The organism is Paractinoplanes pyxinae, from assembly GCF_026626335.1.
Taxonomy (GTDB): Bacteria; Actinomycetota; Actinomycetes; order Mycobacteriales; family Micromonosporaceae; genus Actinoplanes; species Actinoplanes pyxinae.
The window spans coordinates 138482-153476 of record NZ_JAPNTZ010000010.1; the positions used below are offsets into that span (position 1 = coordinate 138482).

General features: G+C 70.9%; 16 protein-coding genes. 9 read left to right on the top strand and 7 right to left on the bottom strand.

The annotated features are described in order from the left end of the window. Positions 1–29: 29 nt before the first annotated feature. Positions 30–1148, top strand: coding sequence for a tRNA dihydrouridine synthase DusB (gene dusB, locus OWR29_RS27755; RefSeq protein WP_267566487.1), 1119 nt, complete (start codon positions 30–32; stop codon positions 1146–1148). A 139-nt stretch (positions 1149–1287) separates the two neighbouring features. Here the strand turns inward: dusB and OWR29_RS27760 are convergent, their stop codons facing one another. The 7 genes from OWR29_RS27760 to OWR29_RS27790 all read right to left on the bottom strand — a co-directional run bounded on the left by OWR29_RS27760 (position 1288) and on the right by OWR29_RS27790 (position 6707). Then, entirely contained in the window at positions 1288–2505 is a 1218-nt protein-coding gene (locus OWR29_RS27760) for an MFS transporter (protein WP_267566207.1), read from the bottom strand. Between the two features lie 57 nt (positions 2506–2562). Then, complete coding sequence (locus OWR29_RS27765) at positions 2563–3639, bottom strand: DUF2786 domain-containing protein (RefSeq protein WP_267566208.1); 1077 nt, start codon at positions 3637–3639, stop codon at positions 2563–2565. Positions 3640–3709: 70 nt separating this feature from the next. Beyond that, positions 3710–4081, bottom strand: coding sequence for a hypothetical protein (locus OWR29_RS27770; RefSeq protein WP_221376489.1), 372 nt, complete (start codon positions 4079–4081; stop codon positions 3710–3712). Positions 4082–4154: 73 nt separating this feature from the next. Then, positions 4155–4625: a roadblock/LC7 domain-containing protein gene (locus tag OWR29_RS27775; protein ID WP_267566209.1), complete on the bottom strand. Its 471-nt coding sequence runs from the start codon at positions 4623–4625 to the stop codon at positions 4155–4157. Between the two features lie 36 nt (positions 4626–4661). After that, a complete protein-coding gene (locus tag OWR29_RS27780; protein WP_267566210.1) occupies positions 4662–5693 on the bottom strand; it encodes a DUF4388 domain-containing protein in 1032 nt (343 codons plus the stop codon). Positions 5694–5704: 11 nt separating this feature from the next. Further along, the gene (locus tag OWR29_RS27785; RefSeq protein ID WP_267566211.1) at positions 5705–6085 is read right to left on the bottom strand and encodes a roadblock/LC7 domain-containing protein; all 381 of its coding nucleotides are present in this window, start codon (positions 6083–6085) and stop codon (positions 5705–5707) included. A gap of 91 nt (positions 6086–6176) precedes the next feature. Next, positions 6177–6707 (bottom strand): DUF4388 domain-containing protein, encoded by a 531-nt coding sequence (locus tag OWR29_RS27790; RefSeq protein WP_267566212.1) that lies wholly within the window; start codon positions 6705–6707, stop codon positions 6177–6179. Positions 6708–6990: 283 nt separating this feature from the next. On the opposite strand from OWR29_RS27790, the gene OWR29_RS27795 reads away from it, so the two are divergent. The 8 genes from OWR29_RS27795 to OWR29_RS27830 all read left to right on the top strand — a co-directional run bounded on the left by OWR29_RS27795 (position 6991) and on the right by OWR29_RS27830 (position 14836). Further along, the gene (locus tag OWR29_RS27795; protein WP_267566213.1) at positions 6991–7347 is read left to right on the top strand and encodes a VOC family protein; all 357 of its coding nucleotides are present in this window, start codon (positions 6991–6993) and stop codon (positions 7345–7347) included. A 29-nt stretch (positions 7348–7376) separates the two neighbouring features. Beyond that, a complete protein-coding gene (locus OWR29_RS27800; protein WP_267566214.1) occupies positions 7377–8591 on the top strand; it encodes a deoxyguanosinetriphosphate triphosphohydrolase in 1215 nt (404 codons plus the stop codon). 11 nt (positions 8592–8602) lie between these two features. Beyond that, complete coding sequence (gene dnaG, locus OWR29_RS27805; RefSeq protein WP_267566215.1) at positions 8603–10465, top strand: DNA primase; 1863 nt, start codon at positions 8603–8605, stop codon at positions 10463–10465. Next, positions 10462–10992, top strand: a complete 531-nt coding sequence (locus tag OWR29_RS27810) for a hypothetical protein (protein ID WP_267566216.1) — start codon at positions 10462–10464, stop codon at positions 10990–10992. The genes dnaG and OWR29_RS27810 overlap by 4 nt, the downstream gene beginning before the upstream one ends. Positions 10993–11035: 43 nt before the next feature. After that, complete coding sequence (locus OWR29_RS27815; protein WP_267566217.1) at positions 11036–11959, top strand: ABC transporter ATP-binding protein; 924 nt, start codon at positions 11036–11038, stop codon at positions 11957–11959. After that, positions 11959–12717 (top strand): ABC transporter permease, encoded by a 759-nt coding sequence (locus OWR29_RS27820; protein WP_267566218.1) that lies wholly within the window; start codon positions 11959–11961, stop codon positions 12715–12717. Before OWR29_RS27815 ends, OWR29_RS27820 begins: the two co-directional genes overlap by 1 nt. A 2-nt stretch (positions 12718–12719) precedes the next feature. After that, a complete protein-coding gene (locus OWR29_RS27825) occupies positions 12720–13529 on the top strand; it encodes an ABC transporter permease (RefSeq protein ID WP_267566219.1) in 810 nt (269 codons plus the stop codon). Positions 13530–13732: 203 nt separating this feature from the next. After that, positions 13733–14836: a YihY/virulence factor BrkB family protein gene (locus tag OWR29_RS27830; RefSeq protein WP_267566220.1), complete on the top strand. Its 1104-nt coding sequence runs from the start codon at positions 13733–13735 to the stop codon at positions 14834–14836. Positions 14837–14995: the final 159 nt, after the last annotated feature.

The window sequence follows — 14995 nt, forward strand, 5'->3', positions numbered from 1 at the left end:
CTATCCTCGAGGGCGTGACTGCACCGCTCATGCTCGGCGACCACGCCGTGAACCCGCCCGTTGTGCTCGCCCCGATGGCCGGGATCACCAACGTGGCCTTCCGGCAGCTCTGCCGTGAGCAGGGCGGCGGCGTCTACGTGTGCGAGATGATCACCACGCGGGCGCTGGTCGAGCGGATCCCCAAGACGCTCAAGATGATCGCCTTCGCCGAGGACGAGAAGTTCCGCAGCCTGCAGCTCTACGGCGTCGACCCGGATGTGACGGCGGCCGCCGTGCGCATGGTCGGCGAGGACGGGCTGGCCGACCACATCGACCTGAACTTCGGCTGCCCGGTGCCCAAGGTGACCCGGCGCGGCGGCGGCTCGGCCCTGCCGTGGCGGCGCAAGCTCTTCGGCCGTCTCGTCCGGCAGGCCGTCGAGGCAGCGAAGCCGTACGGCATCCCGCTCACCATCAAGATGCGCAAGGGCATCGACGACGACCATCTGACGTACGTCGAAGCCGGCCTGGCCGCCCAAGAGGCGGGGGTCGCCGCGGTGGCGCTGCACGCACGTACCGCCGAGCAGCGCTACTCCGGCCTCGCCGACTGGGACGCCATCGCCACCCTCAAGCAGGCGCTCGACGTGCCCGTGCTGGGCAACGGCGACATCTGGGAGGGCTCGGACGCGCTGCGCATGGTCGAGCACACCGGCGTCGACGGCGTGGTCGTCGGCCGCGGCTGCCTGGGCCGGCCGTGGCTGTTCGCCGACCTCGAGGCCGCCTTCACGCAGGGCCCCGACTACAAGCCGGTGCTGCCCGTGCTGGGCGAGGTCGCGAAGATCATGTCCCGGCACGCCGAGCTGCTGGTCGACGCGCTCGGCGACGAGAAGCACGGCTGCGCCGACTTCCGCAAGCACGTCGCCTGGTATCTGAAGGGCTTCCCGATCGGCGGCGAACTGCGGCGCCGCCTCGCCATGATCTCGTCGCTGGCCGAACTGGACGACCTGCTGGGCAAGCTCGACCCGGGCGAACCCTTCCCGGTCGACGAGCTGGGCAAGCCGCGCGGCCGCGTCAACGCCCCCGGCAAGGTCTCCCTGCCCTACGGCTGGCTAGACAGCCGCGACGACGACACCGTCCCCGAGGGCGCCGAAATGGAAAACAGCGGCGGCTGACGCCCCTGTGGACAACAACTCCACGGGGCCGTAGCGCCCTGTGGAAAACCGCCCCCACTCCGCTTGACATGCCATAACCTCCCCACCAGTCCCCGAGGCGGGTGGGGGTTCGGGATGGGCGACCGGGCCTCAAGCAAGATCAACGGCGGGCGATCAGGGCTGTGAGCAGCAGGGGTGCGGCGCACAGGGTGAACAGCAGCGGTAGCTGCAGGGGTAGGGCGAAGGCGGCGTAGAGCACTACGGCGAAGAGCTCGCCTCCGAATCCGGCCACTGACAGGACTGTGCTTCGGGCGGGGCCGCTGATCGTGTCTTGCAGGCGGGTCTCGGCTCGGATGATCGAGTACTCGAGCACCCCGAAGGCGGCCGAGACGGCGATCATCCCGGCCAGGGGTGGTGCCAGCGCGCCACCGGCCAGCAGCGCGGCGGCCATAGGCAGGGCGGCGATCAGCGGGAACGGGCGGGCGGCTAGGGCGCTGCCGGCGGCCATGGCTAGGGCTGTGACTGCGTACAGCAAAGGGATTGCGGCGGTCGACGCGCCCTTGTCGCGGGAGAGCAGCGGCAGGTATTCGTCGAGCGCCGTGAAGCCGGGGATCAGGGCCGCGACAAGTAGGGCCATGCCGACCCGGCGGGAGCCGACGGCCTCACGTACACCGCCGCGAAGAAGCGACCAATAGGAGCCCTCATCCTCGGCGGAGGCGGAGGAGCCGGGGGAGTCAGGACCGGCGGAGGCGGAGGAGGCGGAGGAGTCAGGACCGGCGGAGGCGAGGAAGCCGGGGGAGTCAGGACCGGCGGACTCGGAGGAGTCAGGTTCGGCGGCGGGGGAGGAGGCCGGGGAGGGGCGGTTCTCGGGCAGGCGTAGGGCCAGCGCCGCCCCGGCAACCTTGGCCGCGACGCTCAGGGCGCCGACCAAGACGTAGCCGCCCCACTGCCAGGCGGGTGTGGCGACCAGCGTGGCGGCCAGCATGGCGAGGATCGAGAGGGTGTTGCCGCGGCCGGCCAAGCGGGCGTAGTCGTCCGCGCGGCCCTCGGCGGCCAGCTCGTCGTACAGCAGGGCCTCGAGCGACCCCGACGACAGCGACCCACCCAGGCCCCACAGCACAAAGCCCACAGCGAAGCCCGCATACGACGGCCAGAGGACCCACAGCAGATAGCCGACCGCCGTCAGCAGCTCGCCCAGCGCGTACAGCCGCTTGCGGGACCAGGCGTCGGCGAGCGCTCCGGACGGCACCTCGGCGGCGAACGCCACCACCGACCAGAGGGCGAACAGCGACGACACCTGGGCCGTCGTGAGGCCGGTGTCGGCGAACAGCAGCGCGTACACCGGGTAGAGCGGCACGGCCTCGGAACAGGCCCGCACCGCGTAGAAGGTTCAGCGTCAACGTGGAGGCGACATGCCCTCAGTCTGCCGCACCTGTCAACGCAATTGTGCCTCGTCGGCCGCGGCCCGGCCGGACTCCCAGCCTTCCAGGCTGTCGACCCGGCTGCCGCGCGACCGGACCGTACGCGGGAAGGCCTTTTGCATTGCCTCGCGCACTTGAAGGTCGCGGTTGCGCAGCACGGGGAGCAGGTCGGGGGACTGCTGGGTGATCTCGTGGCGCGTGGCCGAGGCCAGGCGCTCGCCGATGCGCTGCGCGTACGCCACCAGGAAGCTCCGCCGGAACGCCTTGATCCGGGCCTTGCCCTTGGCCGGCTCGTCGCGGGCCATCGCCCGGTTGGCCTGCACCAGCAGCGACGTGTAGAGCAGGTCGACGCCGTCGATGTCCGCGTCGAAGCCGAACAGCGTCGAGAAGCCCAGCTCGGGCGACCACACCGTGTGGCAGTGGTTGGCCCGGGCCACCGCGTCGAGCAGGCTTGCCTTCTCACTCTCGTACGGGTGGTCGACGCCGATCCGCCGCGCGAACGGCACCACTTCGGCCCGGTCGGCGCTGGTCAGGGCCTCTTCGATGCTGTGCCGGGCGATCAGTTCCTGAGCTTTCGCCGAGTACGCCTCGGCCTCGGCCGGGAAGTCGGTCGACTCGGCTTTGGCCAGCAAGGCTCGCACGCGGTCGAGGATGCGATCGTCCGACCGATTTGTCCGCGTGGAAGGCGCCGCACCCGGCGGCGGGATCAGCACCTCGATGACCGGCAGCCGCCGAAGTTCCCGCAGTAGGCCGAGCGAAGAGTCGAGAAGTGTGATCCGGTCCGGCTTTTTGAGCGGGGGAGAAGCCAGCTGCGCGGCCCAACGGGGATCGACCGAAGCGAACCGGGACGCGTACGCCGCCGCGCCCGAAGCCACGAGCCCGGCCTTCACCGGATCCCCGAGCCGGGCCACCACGCGGTGCAGCTCGGCCGGCTGCCAGCCACCCTTGAACAGTCTCTCCAGCGCGTCCCGCAGCGCCCCGCCGAGCGCCGCGTCGACCTCGGCCGCCGGGGCCACGGTCAGGGCGTCCAGCCCGGCCTCGTACCCGATGGCGCCGCTCACGACGTCGCGCAGGATCTCGGGCACCGACACGCTCAAACCCTAGATAACGCGGGTGGGCAGGACCAACGTGGCCCTGCCCACCCGGTGCGCGCGGTACGGATCAGACGTCCATGTCGTTCTCGATGCGCTTGAGCTGGTGCCGGGCCATGGCCAGGTTCGACCGGTCGCGGCGCAGCGCCACATAGAGGAACAACCCCTTGCCGGCCCGGCTCGTCAGCGGCCGGATCAGGTGGTACTGGCTGTCCAGGGTGATGAGGATGTCCTCGATCTTCTCGGTGATGTTGAGCATCTCCATCGCCCGCAGCTTGGCCCGCACCACATCGGTGTTGCCGGCCGCCGCGACCGTCAGGTCGAGTTCCTTGCCGCCGCCGACCGTGCCGAGGGCCATGCCGCTCGTGTGGTCGACCAGCGCGACGCCGACGGCGCCGTCGATCTCCATGATCTCTTTGAGTGCGGTGTCCATGTCAGCCATGGAATTTGTCCTCCTGTGGGGTGGGATGGTGGTCCGCTTCTCGCGGGAGCGGACCGTTCGAACGAACGGGCTCTCAGCGCGCGGCCTGCCGAAGGGTCGCCATCGGGGTGCGCCGCGCCAGCGGTCCGGCCGGTCCCGTCTGGTGCGGGATCTCCGGCCGTACGGGCGGCTTGTTCTCCAACCTGAGGATCCGGACGAGGCGGCGCACGCACCGGCGCGCCTCGAGGTGCACCATGGCCAGGTTGGCGTCGCCGGTGGTGACCAGGGTGAGCAGGGCGTTCGGGCCCGCGGTGTACGAGGTGATGTAGCCCCCGTCGCACTCGACCACCGATTCGCGCAGCTCACCGTGGCTCACGGCGTACGCGAAGCGGCGGGCCAGCGCGAGATGCGCGGCGGCCAGCGCGGCGATGCTGTCGGGCTCGATGCCGTGCGCGTCGTGCGCCACCACCAGCCCGTCGGTGGTGGCCAGCACGCTGCCCGAGAGTTCATGCAGCCGTCCTCGCAGGCGGTCGAGCTCCTCGAGCACAGCCGGATCCACCGTCATCGCTGCCTCACTCCTTCTCGTGCGGGGGTGCGCGTGTCACCGCAAGGCCCGCAATGCGGTGCGGATGCGCTTGAGCAGGACTTCGTCGGTGCCCTGGTGCACCGGCGGGGGCTCGCCGGCCATCTCCTTGGGCAACTTGGCCCCGGGTTTGCGGCGGGCCAGCCGGGGCGGCCGGTAGGTCACCTGGTTGGCCCCGCTGTCCTCGGTGAGCGAGTGGCGTGGCGGATCAGGTGGCGGCTGGGGGGCCGGGGCCGGCACCGAGGCGCGCGCCTCGACCACGGGGGTGGCCGGTGCTTCGTCCGGCCGTACGACGGGCCGCCGCACGTCGACGGCGGTGCCCCGGGCCTGGGGCAGCCGGACGAACTCGGGAGACTCCACGCGTACCTCGGGAACTTCGATCAGGCCCAGGGCGGCCATCCGGCGCAGCTCCTGCACGGTGGCGTAGCCGGCCCGGCCCAGCAGCAGCGCCAGGTCGGCCGGTGTGCGCTGGCCGTCCGCGTTCACCAGCAGCTCCCACTGCGCCGAGGTGAGCGTCACCCGTTCCCGCGGCGGACGGGTGACCGGCGCGACCGCGTGGGTGTCGACCCTCGCGTCCGGGAAGATCTCGTCGAGCAGGCCCACCCGGCGGCCCACCTCGCGGTTGACCGCGGCCGGATCGACGTGCACCACCGGACCCAGCCAGTGCGTCGCCCCGGTCAGGAAGTCGACCGGCGCCGCGGCCGGGGAGAGCGCGAAGTAGGCCGCGTCGTAGATCGCGCCCAGCACGCACAGCTCCAGCTCGCCCTGGGTGAGGTGACCCTGTTCGACCAGCAGCCGGCCGACCCGGGCGGTCGAGGTGCCCAGGTCGAGCGCGTTCTGCCAGGTGCGGGCGGCCAGCCGGCCCGACGCGACGAGCAGCTCGCCCACCCCGGGCGCGGCCGGCGACTCGGCGTAGACGACCCGGCCCTCGAGGACGTAGACCGCGCCGCCCGGGTGGCCGCCGACCACCAGCACGCCGGTCTGCCGCTCGCCGGCCACCTGCGTGAGCAGGCGCCCCGGCGAGACGGTCTTCGAGGCTGTCACGGTCATTCCCATCCCCGTTACGAAGCGACGAGTTCGTCGGCGAGCTTCTGCATGCGGCGCCGGGCCACCGCGAGGTTTCCTTGCACCCGGTCCAGCCAGACGTAGAGCACGAGCCGGCTGTCGAAGTCGGTCCGCAGCATCCGCAGCAGGTGGTAGCCGCCCGCGGTGGTGATGATCAGGTCCTCGAGCAGGTCGTGCGGCAGGGCCGAGACGTACAGCGAGCGGCTGTTCGCGGCCTGCACCACGTCGGCCGTGCCGGCCGCCGCGGCCTCGTGGTCGGAGTTCGGTGCGGCTCCCGTCGTGGCGACCGGGAAACCGGTGGTGTAGTCGACGATGCTGGCCCCGACGGCGCCGGGGATCGCCATGGCCTCCTGCAGACAGTGGTCGACGCCGGGCACATCTCTCCTCAGCGCTGTGGTGCATCCCTTCGATCGGTTCCGGCGTGTACGAGCCGTCACCGTGGGCCATCCTCCGGCCGGGGGAAGAGGGTCAGTCGCACCCGCTGTGCGTCATGGTCGACGGGCGCCTGGCGTGGCCCGGCGGGGCCGCGTTGTGGCCCCGGCCGATACGCAGGCGGTGGGCGGTGAGGTGACCGAGCCCACCCAGATCGGCGCCGTCGATCGGCCCCAGCCAATGCCTTTCCCCGGGTACGAATCGGACCGGCGCCTCGGCCGACTGCAGGAGCTCATGGGTCGCGTCAGCGATGGCCGCGACCACGCGCAGGGCGAGCTCGTTCTGCCCGATCGCGCCGTCGCGCAGCAGCAGCCGGCCGACCCGGTGGGCGCCGCGGCCCTCGGCCAGCGCGGCCTGCCACGTCGCGGCGGCGACCCGCCCGGACGCGACGAGGCGGTCGCCCAGGCCGGGGCTGGCCGGGGTTTCCGCGTACGCGATACGGCCCGCCACCAGATACAGGACGCCGCCCGGCCGTCCTCCGACGTGCAACGCGCCGGTGCGCGCGGTCTCCCCCAACTCGGTCAGCTGGCGCCGCAGGCCCGCGGTGGCCGGTGAACCTGGAATCACGGAGACATCCTCGGCGGCCCATCGAGGACCGTCGCCGCACGGACAGTGCGCCGTTTCCGGAAGAGCACAATCCAAGTGTCGTGTCCCGCCGTTCACGTGGGGCTGCGGCGTGGCCCAGGCGGCGCCTGACGGCGTCCGCAGAACGGCCGCATACAACCCCGGTATGCGACCGTCCTGCGGCCGACGCCAGCCACCACCTGGACCTCGCCTCGCACCCACGTGAACGGCGGGACACGACACGGGCGCGTAACATGATCGCCACTTCTCGATGAAGGGAACGTGTATGCCGAGCCAATGGGAGCAGATCGTCGTCGACGCGGAGGACCCCGCGCGGCTGGCCCGCTGGTGGGCCGAGGCGCTCGGCTACGTGATCGTGCACGAGCAGCCCGACGAGGTGGAGATCCGCCGCAGTCGTGAGGAGCTGCCCGGCCTGCTCTTCGGCGTGGCCGCCGAGGCCAAGACGGTCAAGAACCGCCTGCACATCGATCTGCGCCCGGACGACCAGGAGGCCGAGGTCGAGCGCCTGCTGGACATGGGCGCCCGGCACACCGACATCGGCCAGGGCGACGACGTGCCCTGGGTCGTGCTGGCCGACCCCGAGGGCAACGAGTTCTGCGTCCTGTCGTCGAAGCGCGAATAGGCCGGGCCGCGCCGCCTAGGGTTGAGTCCATGCAGGCGTTCGAGGCCCAGCGCTGGATCCCCGAGCCGGCGAAGGACAGCGGTTACGGACGTACGCCGTACCAGCGCGACCGGGCCCGGGTGCTGCACTCCGCCGGGTTCCGCCGGCTCGCCGCCAAGACCCAGGTGCACACGGCCGGGTCGGACGACTTCCTGCGCACGAGGCTGACCCACTCCCTCGAGGTGGCGCAGATCTCCCGCGAGATGGGCGAACGCCTGGGCTGCGACCCCGATGTCGTCGACGTGGCCGGCCTCGCCCACGACCTGGGCCACCCGCCGTTCGGGCACAACGGCGAGCACGCGCTGCACCAGGTGGCCGAGCCGTGCGGCGGCTTCGAGGGCAACGCCCAGACCCTGCGGGTGCTGACCCGGCTCGAGGCCAAGGTGCCCGGGGCCGGGCTCAACCTGACCCGGGCCTCGCTCGACGCCAGCTGCAAATATCCCTGGGGCTTCGAGCCGGGCCGGCGCAAGTTCGGGGTGTACGCCGATGACCGGCCCGTCTTCGACTGGATGCGCCCGGCCGAGCTGGGGGAGCGGCGCTGCCTGGAGGCTCAGGTCATGGACTGGGCCGACGACGTGGCGTACTCGGTGCACGACGTCGAGGACGGGGTGCACGGCGAGTACATCAAGCTGCTGCCGCTGCTCAACGACCCCGACGAGCGGGCCGCCCTGTGCGCCGACGTGTCCGGCACGTACTCCGACGAGCCGCCCGGGGAGCTGGCCGCCGCCCTCGACCAGCTGCTGGCCGACCCGGTGGTGACCGAGGTCGCCCGGTACGACGGCAGCTACGCCGCCCAGGTCGGTCTCAAACGGATGACCAGCGTGCTGACCGGCCGGTTCGTCGCCTCGGCGGTCGGCGCGACGCAGAGCCGGTACGGCACTGCTCCGGTGCGCCGGTACGACGCCGACCTCATCGTGCCGCGCACTGTGCGTAATCAGTGTGCGCTGCTCAAGGGGATGGCGTTGCGCTACGTGATGCGGACGAGAGCGGCCGAGGGCTGGTACGAGGAACAGCGGGTGATCTTGATTGAGCTGGTGGGGGCTTTGATGCGTACGCCGGAGGCTCTTGACCCGGTCTTTTCCCCGCTCTTTCAGGCTGCGCAGAGTGACGCCGAGGCCCTGCGAGTGGTGATCGACCAGGTGGCGTCGCTCACCGACACGGCCGCCGTGAACTGGCACCGGACCCTGGTGGCAGCCCGGGCCTGAGGCGAGGCAGGATGTATGCCGTGGCGGGCCGGGTCAAGGACGAAGACATCGCGCTCGTCCGCGACCGCACGTCGATCGCCGACATCATCAGCGAGTCGGTGACGCTGCGTCCCGCGGGCGGCGGCAACCTGAAGGGACTGTGTCCCTTCCACGACGAGAAGACGCCGTCGTTCACGGTGGCTCCTGCCCGAAATGTGTATTACTGCCACGGTTGCGGGGCCGGTGGCGACGCCATCAAGTTCCTCATGGACGCCGAGCACCTGTCGTTCATCGAGTCGATCGAGCGCCTGGCCGGCCGGGCCGGCATCCAGCTGCGGTACGACGAGACCGGCGCGCCCAGCGGCCCGCGTCCGCAGGTCGGGCAGAAGCAGCGGCTGCTGGCGGCGCACGTGGCGGCGGCCGACTTCTACCGCGACCAGCTCGGCACGCCCGGCGCCCGCAAAGCTCGCCAGTTCCTCGCCGAGCGGGGCTTCGGGCGCGACTCGGCCGAGCGGTACGGCTGCGGTTTCGCCCCCGACTCGTGGGACGCGCTGGCCAAGCACCTGCGGCAGAAGGGCTTCACGGCCGAGGAGCTGAACACGGCCGGCCTGACGAAGCCGGCCCGCTCCGGTTCGCTCATCGACCGGTTCCGGCGCCGGCTGCTGTGGCCCATCCGCGACCTCTCGGGCGACGTGATCGGCTTCGGCGCCCGCAAGCTGTTCGACGACGACGACGGCCCGAAATACCTGAACACCCCCGAGACGCCGCTGTACAAGAAGTCGCACGTGCTCTACGGCATCGACCACGCCAAGCGCGAGATCGCCAAGCGGGGCCGGGCCGTGATCGTCGAGGGCTACACCGACGTGATGGCCTGCCACGAGGCGGGCGAGCCGACGGCCGTGGCCACCTGCGGCACGGCGTTCGGCGTCGACCACATCGGGGTGCTGCGGCGCCTGCTGATGGACAGCGACAGCTTCACCGGCGAGATCATCTACACGTTCGACGGCGACGCGGCCGGCCAGAAGGCGGCGTTGCGCGCCTTCGAAGAGGACCAGCGTTTCGTCGGCCGCACGTTCATCGCCGTCAGCCCGGACAACATGGACCCGTGCGAGCTGCGGCTGGCCCGGGGCGACCTGGCCGTCCGCGACATGATCGCCGGTCGCGAGCCGCTGGTCGACTTCGCGTTGCGGCACACCATCTCGCGCTTCGACCTGGACACGGTCGAGGGTCGCGTCGAGGCCATGCGCAAGGCCGCGCCGCTGGTCGCCAAGATCAAAGACAGGGAGAAGCGTCCCGAGTACGCGCGGAAGCTCGCCGGTGACCTCGGGATGGACCTGGAGCCGGTGCAGCGGGCGGTCGCCTCTGCTCAGCGCGGCGCTGAGGCCGAGCAGCCGGCTCGCCCGGCCGCCCCGGCCACCGAGGCTCCGCAGCGGCTGGTCGAGCGCGAGGCCCTGAAGCTGGCCCTGCAAGAGCCGGTTCTGGCCGGCCCGATGTTCGACGTGGTCGGCGCCGAGAACTACGCCGACCCGGTCTACCAGGCGATCCGGGTGGCCGTCGACGGCGCCGGCGGGGCGTCCTCGGTGACCTCGGGCGGCGTCGTGTGGATCGAGAAGGTGCGCGACACCTGCACCGACCTGGCCGGGCAGGGCCTCATCTCGGAACTGGCGGTCGAGCCGCTGCGCGTCGACGGCGCGGCCGACCCGGTCTACGTCCGTAAGACGCTGGCCCGGCTGCAGTGGGGCGCGGTGACGACCCGGATCCGTGACCTCAAGTCCAAGGTGCAGCGGATGAACCCGGTGGCCAACAAGGACGCCTATCTCGCCCTCGCCGGCGAGCTCTTCTCGCTCGAACAGCAGGCGCGTGCCCTGCGTAACCAGGCAGCAGGTGGAGAGTGAACTTCCTTCGGCGGAAGCCGTCCCTCCCGGCGGCGCTCAAGCCGCGCCTCTCGCCCGACGAGCGGGTGGTGGCGTGGGCGCTGGTCTCCGACGAGCAGGCGGTCGTCGCGACCAACCACGGGCTGTGGCTGCCCGGCTCGCCCCAGTTCCTGGGCTGGCACGACATCCACAAGGCGGCCTGGTCGGGGCGCGAGCTGCGGATCACGCCGGCCGAGATCGCCGAGGAGAGGGAGGGCTACACGGTCTTCGTGGACGGCCCGATCCTGACGTTCCTGCTGCTGTCGCCGGGGGAGCTGCCCGACCAGGTACGCACCCGGGTCACCAAGTCGGTGGCGTACACGGTGCACCACCCGCTGCCCAACGGCGCGGGCGGCGTGCGGGTGGTGGGGCGCCGGGTGGCCGGGCGCAACGGGCTCACCTGGGCCGTCCGGTACGACTCGGGCACGCCGGTCGAGCTGCCCGCCGTCGTCGAGCTGACCGACCAGCTGGTGACCACGGCGCGCGGGACGATGGCCGCGCCGGACTGAATTCCGGTCGTTTCTGTCGTACCCCCTCTCTAAGGTCCTGAGCGTGGAATCCCTCATTCATGCGCGTGGGCTGATCAAGCGGTTCGGCGACTTCACGGCGGTCGACGGCATCGACGTCGACGTGCGCCGCGGCGAGGCGTTCGGCTTCCTCGGGCCCAACGGCGCGGGCAAGAGCTCGACCATGCGCATGATCGGTTGTGTCTCCCCGCCGACCGACGGGGTGCTCAAGATCCTCGGCATGGACCCGCGCCGCGACGGTCCCAAGATCCGCGGCCGGCTCGGCGTCTGCCCCCAGCTCGACAACCTCGACATCGAGCTGACCACGCGCGAGAACCTCACCACCTACGCGCGCTTCTTCGGCATCCCGCGCAAAGAGGCCCGCCGCCGGGCCGACGAGCTGCTCGAGTTCGTGCAGCTGACTGAGCGGGCCGACAGCAAGGTCGAGCCGCTGTCGGGCGGCATGAAGCGGCGCCTCACGATCGCCCGCGCCATGGTCAACCAGCCCGAGATGGTGCTGCTCGACGAGCCCACCACCGGCCTCGACCCGCAGGCCCGCCACCTGGTGTGGGAGCGCCTGTTCCGGCTCAAGCAGCAGGGCGTCACGCTGGTGCTCACCACCCACTACATGGACGAGGCCGAGCAGCTGTGCGACCGGCTCGTCGTCATGGACGGCGGCCGCATCGTGGCCGAGGGCTCACCGCGGTCGCTGATCGAGCAGTACTCGACGCGCGAGGTGGTCGAGCTGCGCTTCAACACGGAAGACCAGGCGGCCTACGCCGACAAGCTGGCCGGCATCGGCGACCGGCTCGAGGTGCTGCCCGACCGCATCCTGCTCTACGTCGGCGACGGCGACGGCGCGGCCGACGAGGTCAACCGCCGCTCGCTCAGCCCGGCCAGCGTGCTGGTGCGCCGCAGCAGCCTGGAAGACGTCTTCCTGCACCTCACCGGCCGGACGCTGGTGGACTGATGACCGCCACGCTCTCCGTCCTCGAGTACCACCTGGTCAACTATCGCCGCACCTGGCGGTCGAGCGCCCTCTCGACGCTGGTCATGCCGCTGCTCACGCTGCTGGGCTTCGGCGTCGGGGTCGGCGCCTACGTGCGCGGCGGCATCGACGGCGTGCCCTACATCGACTGGATCGTGCCCGGCCTGATCGCGTCGACGGCCATGCAGGCCGCGTTCGGCGAGGCCACCTGGCCGGTGCTGAGCTACTTCGAATGGCTCAAGGTCTATTTCGCGCAGGCCGCGGCGCCGCTGCGGGTGGCCGACATCATCGGCGGCCACCTCGCCTTCATGCTGTTCCGGGTGCTGCTGACCGCGGCCGCCTTCCTGGCCGTGGCGGCCGCCTTCGGCACGCTGCACTCGTGGTGGGCGCCGATGACCCTGCTGGTGTCGCTGCTCGTGGGCATGGCCTCGGCCGCGCCCACGATGGCCTACGCGGCCAGCATCACCAGCGACAGCTACCTGATCATCCTGATGCGGTTCGCCGTGCTGCCCATGTCGCTGTTCTCCGGGGTGTTCTTCCCGGTCGAGTCGCTGCCCGTGCTGCTGCGCTGGGTGGCCTACGTGTTCCCGCTGTGGCACGGCGTCGAGCTGAGCCGCGACGCGATGCTCGGGCTGGCCCCGGGCCTGATCGGGCTGGTGCACGTGGCCGTGCTGCTGGCCTGGTGCGCCGCGGGCTGGCTGCTGGCCAACGCCCGCTTCCGCCGAAGGCTGGTGGTCTGATCATGGTGAGTCTGGTGATGCCGCGGCTGCTGTCCTTCGAGGGCACGGGCCGGCGGGCGGCCTCGGTGACCGAGCGCAACATCTCGACGCTGCGCTCGGCCTACTGGGTGGTCATGGTGTCCGGCTTCCTCGAGCCGGTGCTCTACCTGTTCTCGATCGGGGTCGGCGTGGGCGCGCTGATCGGCGACATCACGCTGCCCGGGGGCGAGGTGGTGGGCTACGCCGAGTTCGTGGCGCCGGCCATGCTCGCGGCGTCGGCGATGACCGGCGCGCTGGCCGAGACCACGTTCAACTTCTTCGGCAAGATGAAGTTCGTCCGGCTCTACGAGGGCATCCTGGCCACGCCGGTGCGCCCGATCGAGATCGCGCTGGGCGAGCTGGCCTGGGCCATGGTCCGCGGCGTGATCTACTCGGCCGCCTTCGTGGTGATCATGACGCTCATGGGTCTCACCACCTGGAGCCGGGCGCTGGTCATGCTGCCGGCCACCCTGCTGGTGGGCCTGGCCTTCGGCGCCCTGGGCATGGCGGTGTCGACGATCATCCGCAGCTGGCAGGACTTCGATCTGATCGCGGCCGGCCAGTTCGCCCTGTTCCTGTTCTCCGGCACGTTCGTCCCGCCCACCGCCTATCCCGAGGTCGTGCGCTGGCTGATCGAGGCGACGCCGCTGTACCGCTCGGTCGACCTGATCCGGGCGCTGAGCACGGGCACGACGGGATGGCTGCAGCTGGCCGACGTGGCCTATCTGCTGGCACTGATGGTTCTGGGCCTGACGGTCGCCGGACGCCGGATGGCCAAGCAGCTCTGCAAGTAGACCGGCCGGGGGACGTTCGCGCAGGCGCCGCCCTTCTTTTCGCGCCCTCGGCCAGAACGCCGGCGTTCCCGAACGGGGAGAAGGTGGTTAAGGGAGCCTGGTGGCGGGCATCACGTCCATGGGTCGTCGGAGCACGTCACCGCGATAGTGCGGCACGTGCCGAGCGACCCGGCCGAGGACGGTGTGCGCCTGGAGGAACCACGATGAAACTGCGTCACAAGCACGACGACGAGAAGGCGAACTCCTCGCCCGACGCCGAGCGCGCCCGGACGAAGGGCGCCAAGGACTACGACGTCGCCACCACCAAGACCGGTGAGGACAAGCCGGCCGACCTGTCCGCGCCGTCGCCCGACGCCGGTCCGGACAGCCCGACCGAGCTCAAGGGCAAGGGCCTGATGGCCGCCGTGAAGCGGACGTTCAAGCAGTTCTCGGAGGACAACGTCTCCGACTGGGCCGCCGCCCTCACCTACTACGGCGTGCTGTCGATCTTCCCCGGCGCGCTGGTGCTCGTCTCGATCCTGGGCATGCTGAGCGACAACGGCCAGCAGACCGTGCAGGACACGGTGGGCGAGATCGCCAACAACCAGCAGATCGAGGACCTGGTCAACACGGTGCTCAGCCAGGTGCAGGACACGGGCGCGGCCGGCTTCGCGGCGATCGTCGGTCTGCTGCTGGCCTTCTGGTCGGCGTCGGGCTACGTGGCCGCCTTCATGCGCGCCTCGAACGCCGTCTACGACGTGCCCGAGGGCCGGCCGATCTGGAAGACCCTGCCGATCCGGGTCGGCGTCACCGCCGTCATCGGCATCATGCTCATCCTCTCGGCCGTGATCGTCGTCTTCACCGGCGACCTGGCCCAGGTGGTCGGCGAGAAGATCGGCCTCGGCGGGGTGGCCGTGACGGTGTGGAGCATCGCCAAGTGGCCGGTGCTGATCCTGCTGGTCAGCCTGATGTTCGCCATCCTCTACTGGGCCTCGCCGAACGCCAAGACCGGCGGCTTCCGCTGGGTCAGCCCGGGCGGCATCTTCGCCGTCGTGCTGTGGCTGGTCGCGTCGGGCGCCTTCGCGATCTACCTGGCCAACTTCGCCAACTACAGCAAGACGTACGGCACCCTGGGCGGTGTCATCGCCTTCCTGGTCTGGCTGTGGATCTCGAACATCGCGATCCTGCTGGGCGCCGAGCTCGACGCCGAACTCGAGCGGGGCCGCGCCATCGCCGCCGGCCACGACCCGTCGGACGAGCCGTTCCTCGAGCTGCGCGACGACCGCAAGCTCAAGAAGGGCAGCGAACAGGGCCTGAGTACGAACTGACCGAGAACGAAAGACCCCCGGCCGCCACCTCGGGCCGGGGGTCTTGTCATGCCCGGCCCCATCCGCCGGCCGGAGAGAAGCAGACCTAGGTCAACGGGCGATAACGAACCCAACTTTTGCTCCAATAGACAAAAGTTAGGAATGATCTTCGAGAAGGTA